We start from the raw sequence: 19,490 nt of genomic DNA on the forward strand, positions 1-19,490 counted from the left end.
TGCGAGGAATATGACCTTATACACCATATATTTGATTCCAGATTAGACGGATGACCATTAAGGGAGAGATATATCCACGTTTGTAAAGACTAACCCTTATATGCCCCGATGTGAATAGCTACCGACGTGATCCGCGGGAGAAAACCGCGGAAATCAGTGTAAATCATGAACGACTGTCCAAGCACCACCGTTGCACCACTCGCGGAGGTATCGTCCGAATGAACGAACTCCTCATGCAGTCCGACCTGTCGGCCGTCGTCGAGGCGGTGAACCTCGTGTGGGTTCTCACCGTCACGTTCCTCATCTTCTTCATGCACGCCGGCTTCGCCATGCTCGAAGCCGGACAGGTGCGCTCGAAGAACGTCGCCAACCAGCTGACGAAGAACCTGCTCACCTGGTCCGTCGGCGTGATCGTGTTCTTCCTCGTCGGGGCCGGGGTCTCGACCCTCGTCGGCGGACTCACCGGCGGCGGATCGTACTCCGTCATGGGATCGTTCACGGACGTCTGGTACCCCGGTGAAACCACGGCGTGGGTCGGCTGGCTCTTCGGTGCCGTCTTCGCCATGACCGCCGCGACCATCGTCTCGGGGGCGGTGGCGGGCCGCGCGAAGCTCCGCGCGTACGTCACCTACACCATCCTGCTCGCGGCTGTCATCTATCCGGTCGTCACCGGTCTCACGTGGGCCGGCGGCTTCCTGGTCGACTTCCACGACTTCGCCGGCGGCATGATCGTCCACGGGATGGGCGGCATCGCCGGCCTCACCGCGGCGTGGGTCATCGGCCCGCGGATGGACCGCTTCAACGAAGACGGCTCCGTCAACGTTATTCCCGGTCACTCGCTGACGTTCGCCGTCCTCGGCACGCTCGTGCTCGCGTTCGGCTGGTACGGCTTCAACGTCGGCACGGCCGCCGCGCCGCTCGCGATGGCCGACGACGGCAGCGTCACCCTCGGCTCGTTCTCGTACGTGGGCCGCGTCGCGCTCACGACGACGCTGGCGATGGGTGCCGGTGCCATCGGCGCCGCGGCACTCTCGACGATGAAGACCGGCAAGGTCGACACGCTCTACGTCGCCAACGGTCTCCTCGCAGGGCTCGTCGGCATCACCTCGGTGACCGACGCGGTCATCTGGCCCGGCGCGCTCGTCATCGGCCTGCTCGCCGGTGCGCAGCTCCCCATCGTCTTCGAGTTCGTCGAGAAGCGCCTCAACATCGACGACGTCTGTGCGGTCTTCCCCGTCCACGGCTCCGCTGGTGTGCTCGGTGCGCTGCTGTTCCCGTTCTTCAGCACGAGCGGCTTCTCCGTGGGGACGCTGGTGAACCAGGTCACGGGCGTCGTCGTCATCGCCCTCTGGACGTTCGCCGCGACCGCCGTGGTCTTCACGGTCCTCAAGTCGATCGGACAGGCGCGTGTCACCCCCGAACACGAACAGGCCGGGCTGGACTCCTCCGAGCACGGCGTCGACACCTACCCCGAGTTCGGCAAGCCAGACGTCGCTGCTGACGGCGGTAGCTTTGAGTTCGACTCCAGCGTCCGTCCCGACGGAGGCTCAGAAGAATGAGCGAGATCGAAATGGTGGTCGCGATGATCCGTCCCGAGAAGCTCGGCGACGTGAAGAAGGCGCTCGCCGAGGTGGGCGCACCCTCACTGACGGTCACGAACGTCTCGGGACGAGGGTCTCAGCCGGCCAAGAAGGGCCAGTGGCGTGGCGAGGAGTACACGGTCGACCTCCACCAGAAGGTCAAGGTCGAGTGCGTCGTCGCCGACATCCCCGCCGACGACGTCGTCGACGCCATCGCCGACGCCGCCAACACCGGCGAGAAGGGCGACGGCAAGATCTTCGTCCTCCCCGTCACCGACGCCATCCAGATCCGCACCGGCAAGCGCGGCCCCGAGGCCGTCTGAACGGAACCGCGACCGACCCCCTCGTTTTCTTCCACCGCCGCGCCGTCAGCGACCGCACCCGCGACGCGTGACGTGAGAGGAGATCCATCGACGGTACGCGGACGCGCCCGACACTACCAAGTCGGGGCCCGTCGAAGCGGGGATCATGAACACGTCCCATCGAACCGGCGGTGTCCGCCAGTGAACCACGACCGTTCACGAGCGCTGTACGACCGGGCACTTTCTGTGATCCCCGGCGGGGTGAACTCGTCGGTCCGCGCGACCCGACCGTACCCGTTCTTCGTCGACCGCGGCGACGGTGCCCACGTCGTCGACGCCGACGGCAACCGCTATCTCGACTACGTGATGGGCTACGGCCCGCTCCTGTACGGCCACGACATGCCCGACCCCGTGCGCGCGGCGGTCCAGTCGTACGCCTCGGAGGGACCGATGTACGGCGCTCCCACGGAGATCGAGGTCGAACACGCGGAGTTCGTCGCCCGCCACGTCCCGTCGGTCGAGATGATCCGGTTCGTCAACTCCGGGACCGAAGCCACCGTCTCCGCCGTGCGCCTCGCGCGTGGCTACACGGGACGGGAGAAGATCGTCGTCATGCAGGGCGGCTACCACGGGGCCCAGGAGTCGACGCTCGTCGAGGGCGGCCCCGACAACCCCCGACCGTCGACGGCGGGCATCCCCGAGTCGTTCGCCGAACACACCCTCCCGGTGCCGTTCAACGACGAGGCCGCGATCGAGGCGGTCTTCGAGGAGCACGGCCACGACATCGCCGCCGTCCTCGTCGAACCGATCCTCGGCAACTACGGCATCGTCCAGCCGATCACGGGCTACCACGAGACCCTTCGAGAGCTCTGTGACGACCACGGCTCGCTCCTCGTGTTCGACGAGGTCATCACCGGCTTTCGCGTGGGTGGCCTCGGCTGTGCGCAGTCGAAACTCGGTGTGACCCCCGACGTCACGACGTTCGGGAAGATCGTCGGCGGCGGCTTCCCCGTCGGCGCCATCGGCGGCCAGGCCGAGATCATCGAGTCGTTCACGCCTGCAGGCGACGTCTTCCAGTCCGGCACGTTCTCGGGCCACCCCGTGACGATGGCGGCGGGACACGCCTACCTGACGTACGCCGCCGAGAACGACGTGTACGACCACGTGAATCGGCTGGGCGAGACGCTCCGGGCGGGGATCACGGACCTCTGCGAGGAGCGCGCCCCCGAGTACACCGTCGTCGGCACCGACTCCATGTTCAAGACCGTCTTCACGCGCGAGGGGCCGAGCAGCCTCGGCGACCAGTGTTCGAGCGGGTGTGAACAGCGGACGGACTGCCCGCGGTACGACTACTGCCCCAAGACCGGACACGACGTCGCCGACGCCGAGACCGAGCGGTGGGAGCGGATCTTCTGGCAGGAGATGAAGGATCGAGGGATCTTCCTCACAGCGAACCAGTTCGAGTCGCAGTTCGTCTCCTACGCCCACACCGACGAGGACGTCGAGGCGACGCTGGAGGCGTACAAGGAGGTGCTCTGAGGTCGGCGACTCGGCGGTCGGAGACGAACCCGCGCCCGCGCTTCGAATCCGGACTGGAGACGGGCTACCCACGAGTCGGTTCGTCTCGCTCCGACCGTTCGGCGATCATCGCCGTCGCCGTCTCCGCCCAGCCGCCACGACGGAACCCCACGACGACGACGACGGCCCAGCAGACGTACGAGAGCGCGAGTCCGGCCAGCACTCCCGGCAACCCGTAGCCGAGCGTGACGCCGAGGAGGTACGACGTGCCGAGCAGGAACACGGCCGAGCCGAGCAGTCTGGCGTAGAACGGGGTCCGCGTGTCGCCCGCACCGCGGAGCGCGCCGGCCAGCGGGAAGAACACTCCGAACGAGACCGTCGAGACGGCGAAGACACGGGTGAACGCGACGGCGTGGCGGATCGTCGTTCCGTCGCGCGTGAACAACCCCACGAGCGGTTCGGCGGCCACGAACAGGACGACGCCGGCGGTGCCGAGCGTCCCGAGGCTCAGCGCGAGGATGCCGCGCGCGGCGGCGCGTGCGCCGTCGACGTCGCCCTCGCCCAGCGTCTGGCCGACGACGATGCTGGTGACCGTGCTGAACGCGCGGTAGAACGGCCCCGTGAGCTGCTGATAGAGCCGGCGGCCGATGTGATACGCCGCGTTCACCTCGGTCCCGAAGAGCAACAACAGCGCGTTGAACGGGAAGTTCGCGACCGAGGTGCTCATCCCCTCCGCGAAGGTCGGGACGCTCACGGCGACGAGCTGTCGGGTGATCGTGAGATCTCGCGGGCGGGACAGCGAGACGGGGGTTCGGTCGCTGGCGATCGCCGCCGTGATCGCGACCGCTTCCACGGTCCGGCTGACCGCGGTGGCGATGCCGACACCGACGATCCCCAGCGCGGGGGCGAACCAGAGTCCGAGCCCCAGCCCGACCGTCAGGAGGATGTTGAGCACGCTCGCCCCGCCGTTGACGAGCATCGGCGTCCGCGTGTCGCCCGCACCCTGCAGGGCGCGCGCACCGACGAGCCCGAGGATGCGCATCGGTGCGGCGACGAAGACGATCGTCAGGTAGGTCCCCCCCAGTCGGACGACCGTGGGTTCGGCGCCGAGCAGGTCGATCAACACGGGGCCGAACACCACCCCGATGACGACGAACGGGAGCCCCGCGAGCGCGCCGATGAGGAGCGCCTGTGTGACCGCACGGTCGCGGCTGAGGTCGGCACCGCGTCCCGTGTCCTGGCTCGAGAGCGCGATCCCGCCGGCACCGATGCCCAGTCCGATGCGGAGCGGGATCTGTGCGTAGAGGTCGGCCAGTCCGATCGCGGCGACGGCGGCCGGCGAGAAGAAGCCGGTGACGACGATGTCGACCGTCCGCATCAGCGTGTTGAGCGTCTGCTGGACGGCGATCGGCCACCCCAGTCCGATCGTTCGCCGCCAGAGGGCGCGGAGCCGCGTCGAGAACGGGACCATCCAGTTCGTCGGTCGGGAGCGACGCGCAACAAGACGCCGGTAGGAGCAAACGAGACGGGCGGGAGACGAAACGGAGACGCGCGGTGGACGAAGAGGATGACGGCGCGTCCGACGACGTGATCCGACCGGAGACCGTACGACGATGCCACCGTGAGAGTTGAGTACCGCCGCGTCGTGAAGTCGGACGTGAGCCCTCCAGCCGACGAACCGGACGACATCGACGACGGCGGCGTGAGCGACGGGACGGACCACCCCGTCGAGTTCGACGCCCCGACCGGAGCGACCGACGACGGCGGCACGGTCGACGACACCGGCGGGGACGGTCCCGACGCCGTGTCCGCGTCGACCGACACAGCCGGGTCCGACGCGCCGGAGACGACCACCGAGAGCCTCCGGCGGACGCTCGACGACCTCCTCCCCGAGGCCGACGCCGACTCTCGCTGGTGGTACTGGATCGCGGCGGTCCCCGTCTACTTCCTCATCGCGCTCGTCGGCGGGGCGGTCGCCGCCGGGCTGTTCCTCTTCGCGGGGCTCCTCGACGTCGTCGGACTGAGCGGCCTGGCGAGTTTCTCGACGTTCCTCGTGCTCGGCACGGTCGCGAGCCTGTTCGGGATCGTGGGACTGGTCGTCGCAATCATGTTCCCCGTGGCGACGTATGTCGACGCCAGAGCGATCGAGGCGCTCGACGGCGAGTGGACACCCGACCCCGTGCTGTGGAGCCTCCTGGCCGTGGTCGCCGTGCTCGTGACGAACTTCGTGGTGAGCGTCCCGCTCTCGCTGTACTACCTCTACCGCCGACACGAGGCGCTCGGGACGCCCTGACGACGAGGGAGAAGCGGTGGAACCGACGGGAACGGATCGAAGCGGTCAGGGCGCGACCGCTCGCTACGACCGTGGGCGAACGAGCACCCGGTCGCGGGCCCGCCGCCACGCGGTCGGCGAGGTGAGCACGACGGCGAGGCCGAGCGAGAGGAGCCACCAGCCGAGGACGACGGCGCCGGTGACGAGCCCCGTGCCCGCGTCGAGCGAGAGGAAGACGAACCCGACCGCCGAGAGGACGGCGACGGCGATGCCGACGACCCAGACACGCCCGACGAGCCGCCAGGAGACACGCCCGGCGACCCAGTAGACGGCCGTCGCAGCGACCGCTGCGCCAACCGGCACGAGCCACCGCGGGGCCTGTCCACCGGTGAGCGTGCCGACGACGGTCTGGAGCGGGACGACCGCGGGCCCGAGCCCCGCCCAGAGGAGGACGAACCGGAGGAACTCGCCGACCTCCCGGGCCACGGGGTCGAGCCAGTCAGGCGCCATCGCGGATCGGCGGACGACGGGACGTGATCACGCGGCGGGACACGGTCGGGAGTCACGACGGGCCGACAAGAACGTACCGACCCGGCCGCCGACCGAAGTGGTGCGCTTTTCACGGTCGGTCGCACATCCTCGCGTATGAGTAGACGGACGCTCCGACTGGCGACACGCGGGTCGGACCTCGCCCTGCGGCAGGCGGCGAGCGTACGGGAGGCGCTCAAGGACCGCCGGTACGAGGTCGAACTCGTCGAGGTGGAGACGGAGGGCGATCGGATCACGGACGAACTCATCCACCGGCTGGGGAAGACCGGGGCGTTCGTCCGCGCGCTCGACGAGCGGATCCTCGCGGGAGAGGTCGACGCCGCGGTCCACTCGATGAAGGATATGCCCACCGACGCGCCGGACGAGCTCGTCGTCGCCGCCGTCCTCGAACGCGGCCCCGCCAACGACGTGCTCGTGACGCCCGACGGCGTCGACCTCGACGAGCTTCCCGAGGGGGCGACGGTCGGGACGTCCTCGCTCCGCCGCCGGGCACAGCTACTCGACGCTCGCCCCGACCTGACCGTCGAGCCGCTCCGGGGGAACGTCGACACGCGCGTCGAGAAGCTGCTTGCGCCGTCGTTGCAGGCCGAACACGAGGCGCGCGTCGAAGCCGACGAGGACCGGAAGGGGCACATCGGTGAGGACGACTACGAGCCCGCGTACGACCGGCGGCCAGAGGAGTGGTTCGACTCCCTCACGGAGCTCGAACGGAACGCCCTCGGCCGCGAACCCGACGTCGAGTACGACGGCATCGTCCTCGCGGAGGCGGGCCTCCGGCGGAGCGGGCTCGACCACCACGTCGAGTTCAGTCGCCTGCCGACGAAGACGTTCGTCCCCGCGCCGGGGCAGGGGGCCATCGCCGTGACGGCCACGGCACGCGCCGAGGAGCTCAACGAGCAGCTCGACTTCCCGCGAACGCGGGTCGAGACCACGGTAGAGCGGACTCTCCTCGCCGAGCTCGGTGGGGGCTGTATCGCCCCGATCGGCGTCTACGCCGTCCTCCAGGGGTCGTACGTCCACGTCCGGGCCCAGGTGTTCGGCCCCGACGGGGAGCTGGTGGAGGGGTCGCGCGACCTCCCCGTCGAGAAACACGCGACGGCGGCCGCCGACTTCGCCGCGGCGCTCCGCGAGCGCGGGGCGGCCGACCTGATCCAGCGGGCGGCGGAGGCGAACGAATGAGCGACCGGACGTCGGCAGGGTCGAAGGAGTCGGGCGCCTCGGCGGGATCGAGAGAGTCAAGCGCCGCAGAGGGATCGAGAGAGTCAAGCGCCGCAGAGGGATCGAGAGAGTCGAACGCCGCAGAGGGATCGAGAGAGTCGAACGCCGCAGAGGGATCGACGGCGACCGGCCACGTCTCGCTCGTCGGCTCCGGTCCCGGCGATCCCGAGCTCATGACCGTGAAGGCACGCCGCCTGCTCGACGAGGCCGACGTCGTCCTCCACGACAAACTCCCGGGGCCGGAGATCATCGCACTCGTCCCCGAGGACCGACGCGAGGACGTCGGCAAGCGCGCCGGGGGCGAGTGGACGCCACAGGAGTACACCAACCGGCGATTGGTCGAACTCGCCCGCGAGGGCAAGCACGTCGTCCGGCTGAAAGGTGGCGACCCCTTCGTCTTCGGGCGCGGTGGCGAGGAGATGGAACGGCTCGCGCGCGAGGGGATCCCGTTCGAGGTCGTCCCCGGCATCACCTCGGCTGTCGCGGGCCCCAGCGTCGCCGGCATCCCCGTCACACACCGCGACCACGCCTCGTCGGTGTCGTTCGTCACCGGGCACGAGGACCCGACGAAAGACGAGTCCGCCGTGAACTGGGAGGCGCTCGCCGCCACCGGCGGGACCATCGTCGTGCTGATGGGGGTCGGGAAACTCCCCGACTACACGACCGCACTCCGCGAGTCGGGGATGGCCCCCGAGACGCCCGTCGCGCTGGTCGAACGGGCGACCTGGCCGGAGATGCGGGTCGCGACCGGAACGCTCGAGACCATCGTCGACGTCCGCGACGCGACGGGAATCGAACCACCGGCCATCACCGTCATCGGCCCGGTCGCGGCGACGCGCGATCGGGTGAAGGCGTTCCTTCGCACCGGCGACACCGACGCGCCGACAGACGGGGAAGACAGATGAGCCAGGAGGTGCGCGTCGCGGTGTTCCGCCCGGCCGACGAACGACTCGCCGACGCGGTCGAACTGCTCGAGTCGCTCGGGGCGACGCCCGTGGCCGATCCGATGCTCGCGGTCGAACCGACCGGAAACCGCCCCGAGGAGGCGTCGTACGTCGTGCTCACGAGCAAGACGGGTGCGGAGCTCCTCGCCGAGGCCGGCTGGACGCCCGGAGAGGCGACGCTCGTCTGTATCGGGCCGACGACGGCCGACGCCGCCCGCACGGCGGGGTGGCACGTCGACCGCGTCCCCGCGGAGTATTCGTCGGCGGGCCTCGTCGACCTCCTCCGAGACGAGGTCTCGGGCGAGCGCGTCGCTGTCGCCCGATCCGATCACGGGAGCGACGTGCTCCTCGATGGACTCCGTGCGGCCGGCGCGGAGGTCCACGAGACGGTGCTCTACCGGCTCGTACGACCAGAGGGAGCCGGAGCGTCGACCGAGATGGCCGCCGGGGGCGAACTCGAAGGGGTCTGTTTCAGTTCGTCGCTCACGGTCGAGAACTTCCTTTCGGCGGCGGCGGAGCGGGGGGTCCGCGAGGCGGCCGTCGCGGGGCTGAACGACGCCGTCGTCGGCGCGATCGGTGAACCGACGCGAGAGACCGCGGCGGCGAACGGGATCGACGTCGACGTCGTTCCCGACCGTGCCGCGTTCGACGCGCTCGTGTGTCTGGTCGTCGAACGGGCGGCACCGACGTACCACGACTGAGCCAAAAAACGGAGACTGAGGGCCGAGCCGGACGTCAGGGGTGGGGACTGACGGCGTGTCTCGTCAGGCCGAGTCGTCCGTCGTCGTCTCGGTGGTCTCTGTCGCTGTCTCGTTTATCTCTGTCATTTCGGTCTCGGTCGCTGTCTCCGTCTCCGTCTCTGTCTCTGTCTCCGTCTCCGTCTCTGTCTCCGTCGCTGTCTCTGTCTCCGTCGCTGTCTCTGTCTCCGTCGACTCCCCGCCAGACGATCCACCGGACGAACCACCGCTGCCGTCTTGGTTCGCCGCGGTGCCGTCCTCGGTGCTCGTCACGCCGGTACTGTCGTCGCCCGTGCCCGAACAGCCGGCCACGGCTGCGGCCAGTGTGGTAGTTACGCCGGCAGCGAACGTCCGTCGAGAGATGATTTTCTCGGTCATGTCGCAGGCGAGACCGACAGACGGAGCGGGTAAAAGCCGGGGCGATCGTCCCGACTGTTCTCTCGATGAAACGGGACTGTTTCGGCGGTTTCGGGCGAGAACGGTCGAGCTTAGCCGCTCGATAAACGAACCATTAAATCACGTGTAATTGAATATACGTTGAGGGGGGTCGAATGAGCACACGAACTGCCGTTTCGTCCCGAGTGACCGCGATAGTCGTCGTGGCGCTCGTGTTAGCTGGTGCTGTCCCGGTCTCGGGTGCCGGTCCGGTGGTGGTCGATCGCATCACAGTGGCCGGTCCGGGCGTCGTCACCGGTGGGGACCAGCCGTCGGTCGCAGCGTGGCGACCGGTGGACGTCACCGCGTCGATCGAGACGGGTTCCGACGCGTACGACGTCTGTTTCGGGGTGACGAGCACCGGACAGTCGATCGACCTCGGCTGCCAGCGCATCATCGGCACGGACACACGGGAGAACGTCACGGTGGGGCTCGACAGGATGCCGGAGAACGTCACGGGGACACAGCGACTGACCGTGAGCGTCCGCCGGGCGGACGTCACGACGTCGCGGAACGAACCCCTTGTGCAGGCCAGCCGATCGATTCGGGTGCTCACCGCCGCCGGCGACATAGACGACGACGGGCTCGGCAACCGACAGGAACTGACGATCGGAACCGACCACACCGTGCCGGATACCGACGGCGACGGCCTCGCCGACGGTCCCGAAGTGAACACGTACGAGACCGATCCCACGAACACCGACACGGACGGCGACGGCCTCGCCGACGGTGTCGAGGTGAACGATCAGGGTACCAACCCGATGGAGATCGACACCGACGGCGACGGTCTCGACGACGGCGTCGAGGTCACGACCCACGGAACCGACCCGATGAACACCGACACGGACGACGACGGCCTCGCCGACGGTCCCGAAGTGGACGTCCACCAGACGTCCCCGACGAAGGCCGACACGGACGGCGACGGCCTCCACGACGGCCCCGAGGTGAACGTCCACGAGACCGATCCCACGGCGCCCGACACGGACGGCGACGGCCTCGACGACGCGGCAGAGGTCGAAAGGTACGGGACCAACCCGACGGAGGCCGACACGGACGGCGACGGTCTCGTCGACGGACGCGAGGTGAACCAGTTCGGAACCGACCCGACCCGGGCGGACACCGACGGCGACGGTAAGAGCGACGGCGCGGAGATCGCGAACGGGAGCGACCCGGTCTCCGGCGGCTCGGACGGGTTCGGCACGCCCGACGTCGATCCGACCGTCATCGTCGCGCTGGTCGTCGGCATCTCGCTCGCACTCGGTGGCGTGTTCGTCCACCGACGGGGCGAGTCGTTGCTGGGCAACGGCGACGACGGATCGGCGGATGACACCGAGGACGCGACGGTGCGGGACACGTCGATGCATCCCTCGGACGCGCTGAGCGACGAGCAGCGCGTCCACGCCATCGTCGACGACCGGGGTGGCCGAGTCCGACAGTCGGTCATCGTCGAGGAGACCGGCTGGTCGAAGTCGAAGGTGAGCCGGGTTCTCTCGGAAATGGCCGACGAGGGCTCGATCGAGAAGATCACCATCGGACGCGAGAACCTCATCGCCCACCCCGACGCGGTGCCGGAGGGAGCAGGGTCGCCGTTCGAACCGACGGAGTCGGAGTGACCACCGGCGAAAGTCTCGTCGGCCGCCGAGCCGGCGCAAACGCGACGGAGTCCGAGCCCGAGTAGCGTCACTGACCGGGAGGTAGGAACCGCAAAGGCGGTCGAGCGGGGAGACAGAGGTTTATACGTGATCCCGCAGTAAGGAGCGTCTATGAACGCCGACGTCGACGTCGAGTCGGAGCGCGGGCCGGTCCCGGCACTCCACGACCGGGCGGTTGCCTGTGCTGATCACCTCCACGACGCCGACCGGGTGCTCCTCGCGTCACACATCGACGCCGACGGGCTCACGAGCGCAGCCATCGCGTCGCGTGCGCTCGAACGTGCGGGCATCGCCGTCGAGACGGTGTTCGAGAAGCAGCTCGACCGGGCGGCGATCGAACGGCTCGCCGCCGCCGACTACGACACCGTCCTGTTCACCGACTTCGGCAGCGGCCAGCTCGACATCGTCACCGAGTTCGAGGCCGACTTCACGCCCGTGATCGCCGACCACCACCAGCCAGCCGACGCCGACACCGAGTACCACCTCAACCCGCTACTCGAAGGGATCGACGGGGCCTCGGAGCTGTCCGGCGCGGGCGCGAGCTACGTGCTCGCGCGGGCGCTCGGGGGCGAGTCGAACCGGGACCTGGCCGGGCTGGCGGTCGTCGGTGCCGTGGGAGACATGCAGGACGGCGACGGGGGACTGTCGGGGGCGAACGAGGCCATCGTTCGAGAGGGGGTGGCAGCCGGCGTCCTGTCGGAGGAGACGGATCTGCTGCTGTACGGCCGACAGACCCGACCACTCCCCAAGCTCCTCGAGTACGCGAGCGAGGCGCGCATCCCCGGCATCTCGAACGACGAGGCGGGGGCGGTGTCGTTTCTGGCCGATCTCGACCTCGACCTGAAGAGGGACGGAGAGTGGCGGCGATGGGTCGATCTGACCGGCGAGGAACGACGGACGCTCGTGAACGCGCTCCTCCGGCACGCCATCTCGCGGGGCGTCCCCGCCGACCGGATCAACGCGCTCGTCGGGACGACGTACGTCCTGCCCGACGAGGAGCCGGGGACCGAACTCAGGGACGTGAGCGAGTTCTCGACGGTGCTGAACGCGACCGCCCGGTACGAGCGAGCCGACGTCGGCCTGGCCGTCTGTCTCGGCGACCGCGGCCCGGCGCTCGACCGGGCGCGACACCTCCTCCGGACCCACCGACGCAACCTCTCCGAGGGGTTGCAGTGGGTGAAGACCGAGGGCGTCACCGTCGAGGAGCACGTCCAGTGGTTCGATGCGGGGTCACGAATCCGCGAGACAATCGTCGGCATCGTCGCCGGGATGGCAGTCGGATCGAGCGGCGTCCGGCACGACCTGCCGATCCTCGCCTTCGCCGACGCCGGCGACGGGGAGCTCAAGGTCTCCGCACGCGGGTCGCACGCGCTCGTCCGCCGGGGGCTGGATCTCTCCGCCGTGATGCGCGAGGCGTCTCGCGCCGTGGGCGGCGACGGCGGCGGACACGACGTGGCTGCCGGCGCGACCATCCCGGCCGACGCACGCGAGGCGTTCGTCACCCACGCCGACCGCATCGTCGGCGAACAGCTGTAAGCTCGTTCACGCGACGGTGTCGTGCGTCCGAGACCGCGCGACGTGACGGGGACAGGGCGAACCGGAGACGGGACGAGTGGAGACTACTGGCGCGCGCCGACCGAGAGAGTAACTGCATTTGATTACAACAAGCTTTTTTGTGAATCACATCCGGTTCACAGTATGGAACAGCCGTCGGCCGGTCGTCGACACGTCCTCGCCGGAGTCGCCGCGGGGATCGGCGGAATCGCCGGCTGCACGGGCGTGCTGAACGTAGCTGGACCCCGCTCGGAACGGGTGTCGATGCTCGCCGCCGGGAGCCTGAACAACGCCCTGGAGAACGGGCTCAGGGGAGACGTCGACGCGACGCTCGACGTCGAAGCCCGCGGCTCCGCGACGGTCGCACGGCTCGTCGCGGAGGGACAGAAGGACCCCGACATCGTCGCCCTGGCCGACATCGCGCTCTTCGACTCGCCGCTGCGACCGTCGTGGTACGCGGAGTTCGCGACGAACTCGGTCGTGATCGCGTACGACTCCGACTCCGACGGTGGCCAGCGGCTCGCGGCCGCCGGATCCGACGAGTGGTATCGGCCGCTCCGAGACGGCGAGCTCTCGCTGGGTCGGACGGATCCGGATCTCGACCCGCTCGGCTACCGCACGCTCTTCGTGCTCGAACTCGCGACCGACTACTACGGAACCGCGGTCGACCTCCGGGAGGCGATCCCCCGCCGCGACCAGGTGTACCCCGAGACGCAGCTCGTCAGCCAGTTCGAGACCGGATCGATCGACGCCGCCGTCACCTACCGGAGTATGGCGGTCGAACGCGGGTACGACTACGTCGAGCTGCCGCCGGAGATCGACCTGAGCGACCCGGCGTTCGTCGATCGGTACGCCACGGCGACGTACCGGCTCCCCGGTGGAAAAGTCGTGCGCGGCGGCCCCGTCAGCTACGGGGCGACGATCCGACACCGGTCGCCGACGGTCGACGACGTGTTCGAGGCGGCGACGACGGGAGCGTACCTCCGCGAGTTCGGTCTCGTGGTGCCCGACGACTACCCACGGTACACGGGGAATGTTCCGGACGGGCTCGCGGGCTGAGGCCGCGACTGGGCGGTTCGACTGGCTGTCCGTCGCGTTCCTCCTCGGCGCGGTGTTGCTCTGTTACTACGTGGTGCCGCTGGTCTCGCTGGTCGTGACACAGCCGCCCGGTGCCGTCGCCGCGCGACTGGCCACACCCGAGGTCCGCGCCGCCGCCTGGACGTCGGTGCTCGGGGCGACCGCGAGCACGCTGATCGCGACGGTGTTCGGCCTCCCGCTGGCGTACTGGCTCGCCCGGACGGACGGACGGATCACCACGTTCGTCACCGCGCTCGTCGTGCTCCCGCTCGTGCTCCCGCCGATCGTGAGCGGGATGGTGCTCCTGACCGTGGTCGGACCCAACACGCTCGTGGGCAGCGCGGCCGCGGCCAGTGGGCTCTCGCTGACGCGGTCGTTGGCGGGCGTCGTGCTCGCACAGACGTTCGTCGCCTCGCCGTTCGTCGTCGTCACCGCGAAGGCCGCAATCGAGGGCGTCGACCGGCACCTCGAGTACGCCTCGCGCTCGCTCGGCAAGCACCGGTTCACCACGTTCCGTCGGGTGACGCTCCCGCTCGCGTGGCCGGGGGTCCTCGCGGGGATCACGCTGGCGTTCGCGCGGGCGATGGGCGAGTTCGGGGCGACGATCATGCTCGCGTACTACCCGCGGACGATGCCGGTGCAGATCTGGGTCTCGTTCACGACGCTCGGGCTGGACGAGGCGTTCCCGATCGCCGTCGTACTCGTCGGCGTCGCCGTCGCGACGCTCGTCGTCCTCAACGCGCTCGGGAGCACGCCCGCATGAGCGGACCGCTCGATGTGACGGGGCTCGCCAGGTCGTACCCCGGTTTCGACTTCGGCCCCGTCGACCTCTCGGTCGCAGAGGAGGTGCTCGCCGTGCTCGGACCCTCGGGGAGCGGGAAGACGACGCTCCTCTCGCTGATCGCCGGGATCGTCCAGCCCGACGCGGGGACCGTCTCGCTCGGGGGCCGATCGCTGGTCGGGCGGCGGCTCGAAGCGCGACGGGTCGGAGTAGTGTTCCAGGACGGTGCGCTCTTCCCGCACATGACCGCCCGGGAGAACGTCGCCTACGCGGCCACGGATCCGGAGCGAGTCGCCGACCTCGTGGCGCTGCTGGAGATCCAGGACGTGCTCGACCGGCGGCCACCGTCGCTGTCCGGTGGGGAACAGCGCCGGGTCGCGCTGGCGCGGACGCTCGCGGCCGATCCCGACGCGCTCCTCCTGGACGAGCCGCTGTCGAGCCTCGACGCGCCCATCCGCCGCCGACTCCGCGACGCGTTCCACGACCTGTTCCGGACGCTGTCGATCCCGGTCGTCTACGTCACTCACGACCAGCGCGCGGCGACCGTCCTCGGCGACCGGATCGCGGTCCTCCGTGACGGTCGCGTCGAGCAGGTCGGGACGCCGACGGAGATCCTCGACCGTCCCCGAAACGCGTTCGTCGCCCGGTTCACCGGCAGCGAGAACGTGTTCGAGGCGCGGGTGACGACGCACGAGGGTGAATCCGCGCTCCGCGTCGGCGACCACGTCCTCCGAGCGGAGACCGACCGGCCGGTCGGAACGTGGGTGACGGCGTGCGTCCGCCCGTCACGGCTGCGGCTCGTCGGGGAGCCGCGTGCGGGCGGCCTCGAAGCGGCGGTCACGCGCCGTCTGAACGAGGGTGACGAGTACCGGCTGTCGCTCGCGGTCGCGTCGAGCGACGTCGAACTGACCGCGCGGGTTCGCCCCCGAACGGTCGAGCGCCTGGGGCTGGAGCCGGGAACGACGGTCCACGTCGCCATCGCGCCGACGGCAGTACACGTGTTCGACTGACCGTCGACCGAGGGGCCGCGCGACGCCCGACGCCTGACCAGATCGATCGCGCTCTCGGTGGATCGCGACAGCAGACGGCTCGTGGCCGTTCCTCCGTAGACCGTTCCTCGCGCCAGCGCGCCACCGTTCGGGTGCCGAAAGCACGACTTCGGGGAGCGTGCGCGGAGAGTGCCATTACTCGATCTCGGGTGTCCGTCCCACGGACCGAAGAGGGCGGCAACGGGAGGAGACGAGTCACAATCCGACCCCAGGCGTGGCCCGGGAGCGGTTTGATATCGCGATCGATGGTTTATGACAGCTGCTCCCCGGGACCAGTCCAGACGGGAAAATCGACGGACCGAGCGACCGGGTATCGGCTCACTTTTGTTTCTGTCCCGAGAACAGCGGCTATGGCCGCGTTCGACCCCGAGAAGTTCGAGGACAAGTACGCGAACTACTTCGCCGAGCTCCAGCGGGCGTACAAGAACGCCTTCGAGACGATGCGGGAGTCGTACGACTCGGATCTGGTGCACGCCATCGACCAGCGCGTTCTCAACGAGTCCGAACCGTTCTACGAGGACGGAACGTTTCGAGTGGAACTCCCCGACGACCCCGCGAAACGGCTCGAGGGGAGCGGCGTCCCGGTCGACGAGGAGACGCTCAGCGCGGCGCTCGACGACTACACGGCCGCGATCGAGGACGAACTCTACCGGATGCTGGGCGTCGACCGCGAGGAGTGAGTCGGATCGGTGGTGTGAGCGTCCGCTTGGTGTGACGAACAGCGACCCGGCAGCGTGAGGAACAGGGGGCCGAAAGCGGCGAACGGCGACCGACAGGAGCGACCGCGCGGTCCCCGGTGCGCACCGAGCAGCTTCGTGCCTCCACAGCCGTACGGGCCGGCCGGTGGGAGGGGAGTCGGTGGGTTCGACGCCGGCGTGCCACGCGCGGTGGGACAGTTCGGGACGCCACTCGAACCGGTCGCGCACCGCTCGGCGTCCACCGTCCGGCGGTCTCCGCGTGAAGTGGTCGCGTCGACACACCACCGGGTCCCCGGATGGGGGCCGACCCGGACGCGTGAACCAAAGGCATAAGCACCGCCGTTTCCTACCTCCTCGCATGAGCACGGACGCCCAAGAGGCCGACGACGACCTGAAAGAGCGGGTGTCGAACTTCCTGCGCCGGAACTTCCCGCAGATCCAGATGCACGGCGGCAGCGCCGCGATCCAGAACCTCGACCGTGAGACGGGTGAGGTCACCATCATGCTCGGCGGTGCCTGCTCCGGCTGTGGCATCTCCCCGATGACCATCCAGGCGATCAAGAGCCGCATGGTGAAGGAGATCCCCGAGATCGAGGTCGTCCACGCCGACACCGGGATGAGCGGCGGCGGTGGCCACGGCGGCGGGATGTCGCCCTCGTTCCCCGGCGACACCGCCGAGGACTCCGACAGCGACGAAGGCCCGCAGGCGCCGTTCTGACGGCGCGATAGCTGCTCTTTTCGCGAGCGACGCGACCGTTTCGATCCGATTCTGCCGATTCGTCAGTCGAGACGCATGGTTACGGCCGATGCCGTGATCCGATCCGATCCAGCCGTAAACTGTATGTCGCGATACGAAATCGGTGGACCGTCGCCGTGAGTGCTCGGAGAGACCGCTCGACTCGAGACACCGCCCGGAGTCACGCCGTCCGAACGTCACGTGCTCGAACGCGGGCGGCGGTGAACGGCGGGGTTTTATTCTCCGGAGCGCGGAAGGGTCGACATGCCAACCGAGTCGCCCACGAACGTCCTCTTCGTGGTGATGGACACGGTCCGGAAGGACCGGCTCACGCCCTACGGCTACGACCGGCCGACGACACCCGGGCTAGAGGCGTTCGCGGCCGAAGCGACCGTCTTCGAGCAGTGCGTCGCCCCCGCACCGTGGACGCTGCCGGTGCACGCGTCGATCTTCACCGGCATGTACCCGAGTCAGCACGGGGCCGACCAGGAGAACCCCTACCTCGACGGCGTGACGACGCTGGCGCAGACCCTGTCGGAGGAAGGGTACGACACGGCCTGTTACTCGTCGAACGCGTGGATCACCCCCTACACCCACCTCACGGACGGCTTCGACGACCAGGACAACTTCTTCGAGGTGATGCCGGGCGAGTTCCTCTCGGGCCCGCTGGCGAAGGCGTGGCAGACGCTCAACGACAACGAACGCCTGCGCGCCATCGCCGACAAACTCGTCAGCATCGGCAACACCGCACACGAGTACCTGGCCGGCGGCGAGGGGGCGGACTCGAAGACGCCCGCTGTGATCGACCGGACACAGGAGTTCGTCGCCGACTCGCAGTCGGAGTCCGGCTGGTTCGCGTTCATCAACCTGATGGACGCCCACCTCCCGTACCACCCGCCCGAGGAGTTCGCCGCGGAGTTCGCTCCCGGAGTGGATTCGACCGAGGTGTGTCAGAACTCCAAGGAGTACAACTCCGGCGCACGCGACATCTCCGACGAGGAGTGGGCGGACATCCGGGCGTTGTACGACGCAGAGATCGCCCACATCGACGCCGAACTCACTCGCCTGTTCGACTTTCTCGAACGGGAGGGCGAGTGGGAGGATACGATGGTCGTCGTCTGCGCCGACCACGGCGAACTCCACGGCGAGCACGACCTCTACGGTCACGAGTTCTGTCTCTACGACCCCCTGATCAACGTCCCCCTCATGATCAAACACCCGGCGCTCGACGTCGGCCGGCGCGACGACCAAGTGGAACTCGTGGACATGTACCACACCGTGCTCGACGCGCTCGGCGTCGAAGGAGCGACGCCGGTCAGCACGGGCGACGAGGTGGTGTCGCTCGACCGGACGCGCTCGCTGCTGTCGGAGTCGTACCGTCGGTTCGACGGGCTCGCGACCCCCGACCCCGGACAGCGTGCGGCTCCCGGCGGAGAGTACGCCTTCGTCGAGTATTCGAGGCCCGTGGTCGAACTCAAGCAACTGGAGGAGAAAGCCGCCGACGCGGGCATCTCCCTCCCCAGCGAGTCGCGCTTCTACTCGCGGATGCGAGCGGCCCGCCGCCCGGACGCGAAGTACGTCCGCATCGACCGCATCCCGGACGAGGCCTACCGCCTCGACCGCGATCCCGGCGAGACCGATCAGATCGACGACGACGACGAACTCGTGGCGGCGACCGAAGCGGCGCTCCGCCGGTTCGAGGAGGACGTCGGCGGGGCGTGGACCGACGCGCTGGACGACGAAGTGCGCGACGACACGGTCGCGGAGATGGACGACGAGGCACAGGACCGCCTGCGCGACCTGGGCTACCTCGAATAACGGCTATGGGTGGCCGAACGAGCCGCTCGAACCGTCGAAGGATCGACGAGGCAGACCGCTGGACCGGTCCGAACCGGGATCTCTCCCTCGTGTCACAATTCGAATCGTTGGACTCTGAGCCACGAAACGGGCATCGAAGGCCGCTGCGACGAAGACGACGACTCCCGTGTCGAAGACAGGTGGTGACAGTGCAGTGCCGGACCAATTGTCGAGCCCGAGCACACTTCGAGTGTCGAAGTTAGTCGTCGATCAGTCCTCGGCCCAGTAGTACAGTTCCTCTCGGGCGGCACCGCACGCGGGACACGAGTCGGGGAGGTCGCCCTCCAGACGACCCATCTCGCCACACTCCCAGCAGCGCCACATCACGTACGCCTTGCCGAAGACGTCGCGCGCCTCGTCGAGACCGACCCGTCCCGTGCCTTCGACCGAACGGACGTAGAAGCCGACGTCGTCCAGTCCACGGACGGTCCCGAGTTCGTTGCCCGCCTCGTCGTACACCGTCGTGCCGATCTCGACGTCGACGATCGCGTCGTCGGTCGGTTCGGACGCTGACTTCTCGGACATGCGTAG

The 19,490-nt window shown here is 68.9% G+C and carries 19 protein-coding genes; 15 read left to right on the forward strand and 4 right to left on the reverse strand.

Translation table 11 applies throughout. The features are described 5' to 3' along the window. Positions 1-233: 233 nt before the first annotated feature. From FZP69_RS00310 to hemL, 3 genes are all read left to right on the forward strand, one after another. Complete coding sequence (locus FZP69_RS00310) at positions 234-1,559, forward strand: ammonium transporter (protein WP_192918551.1); 1,326 nt, start codon at positions 234-236, stop codon at positions 1,557-1,559. Continuing rightward, positions 1,556-1,903, forward strand: coding sequence for a P-II family nitrogen regulator (locus tag FZP69_RS00315; RefSeq protein ID WP_152039411.1), 348 nt, complete (start codon positions 1,556-1,558; stop codon positions 1,901-1,903). Before FZP69_RS00310 ends, FZP69_RS00315 begins: the two co-directional genes overlap by 4 nt. 180 nt (positions 1,904-2,083) lie before the next feature. After that, positions 2,084-3,421 carry a glutamate-1-semialdehyde 2,1-aminomutase gene (hemL, locus tag FZP69_RS00320; protein ID WP_152039412.1) on the forward strand — a complete coding sequence of 446 codons (1,338 nt, stop codon included), beginning with the start codon at positions 2,084-2,086 and terminating at the stop codon, positions 3,419-3,421. A gap of 64 nt (positions 3,422-3,485) precedes the next feature. Here the strand turns inward: hemL and FZP69_RS00325 are convergent, their stop codons facing one another. Next, entirely contained in the window at positions 3,486-4,871 is a 1,386-nt protein-coding gene (locus FZP69_RS00325; RefSeq protein WP_152039413.1) for an MATE family efflux transporter, read from the reverse strand. A 186-nt stretch (positions 4,872-5,057) separates the two neighbouring features. Between FZP69_RS00325 and FZP69_RS00330 the strand changes: the two genes are divergently transcribed. Continuing rightward, positions 5,058-5,693 carry a hypothetical protein gene (locus FZP69_RS00330; RefSeq protein WP_152039414.1) on the forward strand — a complete coding sequence of 212 codons (636 nt, stop codon included), beginning with the start codon at positions 5,058-5,060 and terminating at the stop codon, positions 5,691-5,693. Between the two features lie 63 nt (positions 5,694-5,756). Here the strand turns inward: FZP69_RS00330 and FZP69_RS00335 are convergent, their stop codons facing one another. Then, positions 5,757-6,182, reverse strand: a complete 426-nt coding sequence (locus tag FZP69_RS00335; RefSeq protein WP_152039415.1) for a hypothetical protein — start codon at positions 6,180-6,182, stop codon at positions 5,757-5,759. A gap of 135 nt (positions 6,183-6,317) precedes the next feature. Between FZP69_RS00335 and hemC the strand changes: the two genes are divergently transcribed. From hemC to FZP69_RS00350, 3 genes are read left to right on the forward strand one after another with little or no spacing between them, the layout of a single operon-like run. Then, positions 6,318-7,400 carry a hydroxymethylbilane synthase gene (gene hemC / locus FZP69_RS00340; RefSeq protein ID WP_152039416.1) on the forward strand — a complete coding sequence of 361 codons (1,083 nt, stop codon included), beginning with the start codon at positions 6,318-6,320 and terminating at the stop codon, positions 7,398-7,400. Continuing rightward, positions 7,397-8,344 carry a uroporphyrinogen-III C-methyltransferase gene (gene cobA / locus FZP69_RS00345; RefSeq protein ID WP_275689329.1) on the forward strand — a complete coding sequence of 316 codons (948 nt, stop codon included), beginning with the start codon at positions 7,397-7,399 and terminating at the stop codon, positions 8,342-8,344. The genes hemC and cobA overlap by 4 nt, the downstream gene beginning before the upstream one ends. Next, positions 8,341-9,084, forward strand: coding sequence for a uroporphyrinogen-III synthase (locus FZP69_RS00350; protein WP_152039417.1), 744 nt, complete (start codon positions 8,341-8,343; stop codon positions 9,082-9,084). The genes cobA and FZP69_RS00350 overlap by 4 nt, the downstream gene beginning before the upstream one ends. Positions 9,085-9,147: 63 nt before the next feature. Here the strand turns inward: FZP69_RS00350 and FZP69_RS22205 are convergent, their stop codons facing one another. Then, the gene (locus FZP69_RS22205; protein ID WP_192918402.1) at positions 9,148-9,498 is read right to left on the reverse strand and encodes a hypothetical protein; all 351 of its coding nucleotides are present in this window, start codon (positions 9,496-9,498) and stop codon (positions 9,148-9,150) included. Between the two features lie 173 nt (positions 9,499-9,671). Here FZP69_RS22205 and FZP69_RS00360 point away from each other — a divergent pair, with 173 nt between their 5' ends. The 8 genes from FZP69_RS00360 (at position 9,672) to FZP69_RS00395 (ending at position 18,920) form a co-directional block, all read left to right on the forward strand. After that, positions 9,672-11,168 carry a helix-turn-helix transcriptional regulator gene (locus FZP69_RS00360; RefSeq protein ID WP_152039418.1) on the forward strand — a complete coding sequence of 499 codons (1,497 nt, stop codon included), beginning with the start codon at positions 9,672-9,674 and terminating at the stop codon, positions 11,166-11,168. A gap of 150 nt (positions 11,169-11,318) precedes the next feature. Further along, positions 11,319-12,743, forward strand: coding sequence for a DHHA1 domain-containing protein (locus tag FZP69_RS00365; RefSeq protein WP_152039419.1), 1,425 nt, complete (start codon positions 11,319-11,321; stop codon positions 12,741-12,743). A gap of 162 nt (positions 12,744-12,905) precedes the next feature. Continuing rightward, positions 12,906-13,820 carry an extracellular solute-binding protein gene (locus tag FZP69_RS00370; protein ID WP_152039420.1) on the forward strand — a complete coding sequence of 305 codons (915 nt, stop codon included), beginning with the start codon at positions 12,906-12,908 and terminating at the stop codon, positions 13,818-13,820. Then, complete coding sequence (locus tag FZP69_RS00375) at positions 13,795-14,601, forward strand: ABC transporter permease (protein WP_152039421.1); 807 nt, start codon at positions 13,795-13,797, stop codon at positions 14,599-14,601. The genes FZP69_RS00370 and FZP69_RS00375 overlap by 26 nt, the downstream gene beginning before the upstream one ends. Next, positions 14,598-15,629 carry an ABC transporter ATP-binding protein gene (locus FZP69_RS00380; protein WP_152039422.1) on the forward strand — a complete coding sequence of 344 codons (1,032 nt, stop codon included), beginning with the start codon at positions 14,598-14,600 and terminating at the stop codon, positions 15,627-15,629. The genes FZP69_RS00375 and FZP69_RS00380 overlap by 4 nt, the downstream gene beginning before the upstream one ends. Before the next feature lie 389 nt (positions 15,630-16,018). Next, positions 16,019-16,348, forward strand: a complete 330-nt coding sequence (locus FZP69_RS00385; RefSeq protein WP_152039423.1) for a DUF5783 family protein — start codon at positions 16,019-16,021, stop codon at positions 16,346-16,348. 376 nt (positions 16,349-16,724) lie between these two features. Continuing rightward, positions 16,725-17,084 (forward strand): NifU family protein, encoded by a 360-nt coding sequence (locus tag FZP69_RS00390; RefSeq protein WP_152039424.1) that lies wholly within the window; start codon positions 16,725-16,727, stop codon positions 17,082-17,084. A gap of 282 nt (positions 17,085-17,366) precedes the next feature. Further along, positions 17,367-18,920 carry a sulfatase gene (locus tag FZP69_RS00395; protein ID WP_152039425.1) on the forward strand — a complete coding sequence of 518 codons (1,554 nt, stop codon included), beginning with the start codon at positions 17,367-17,369 and terminating at the stop codon, positions 18,918-18,920. Between the two features lie 249 nt (positions 18,921-19,169). On the opposite strand, the gene FZP69_RS00400 is transcribed toward FZP69_RS00395, so the two are convergent. Further along, positions 19,170-19,484, reverse strand: a complete 315-nt coding sequence (locus FZP69_RS00400; protein ID WP_152039426.1) for a DUF7130 family rubredoxin-like protein — start codon at positions 19,482-19,484, stop codon at positions 19,170-19,172. Positions 19,485-19,490 lie beyond the last annotated feature (6 nt).

Source organism: Salinigranum salinum, from assembly GCF_009176545.1.
GTDB lineage: Archaea > Halobacteriota > Halobacteria > Halobacteriales > Haloferacaceae > Salinigranum > Salinigranum salinum.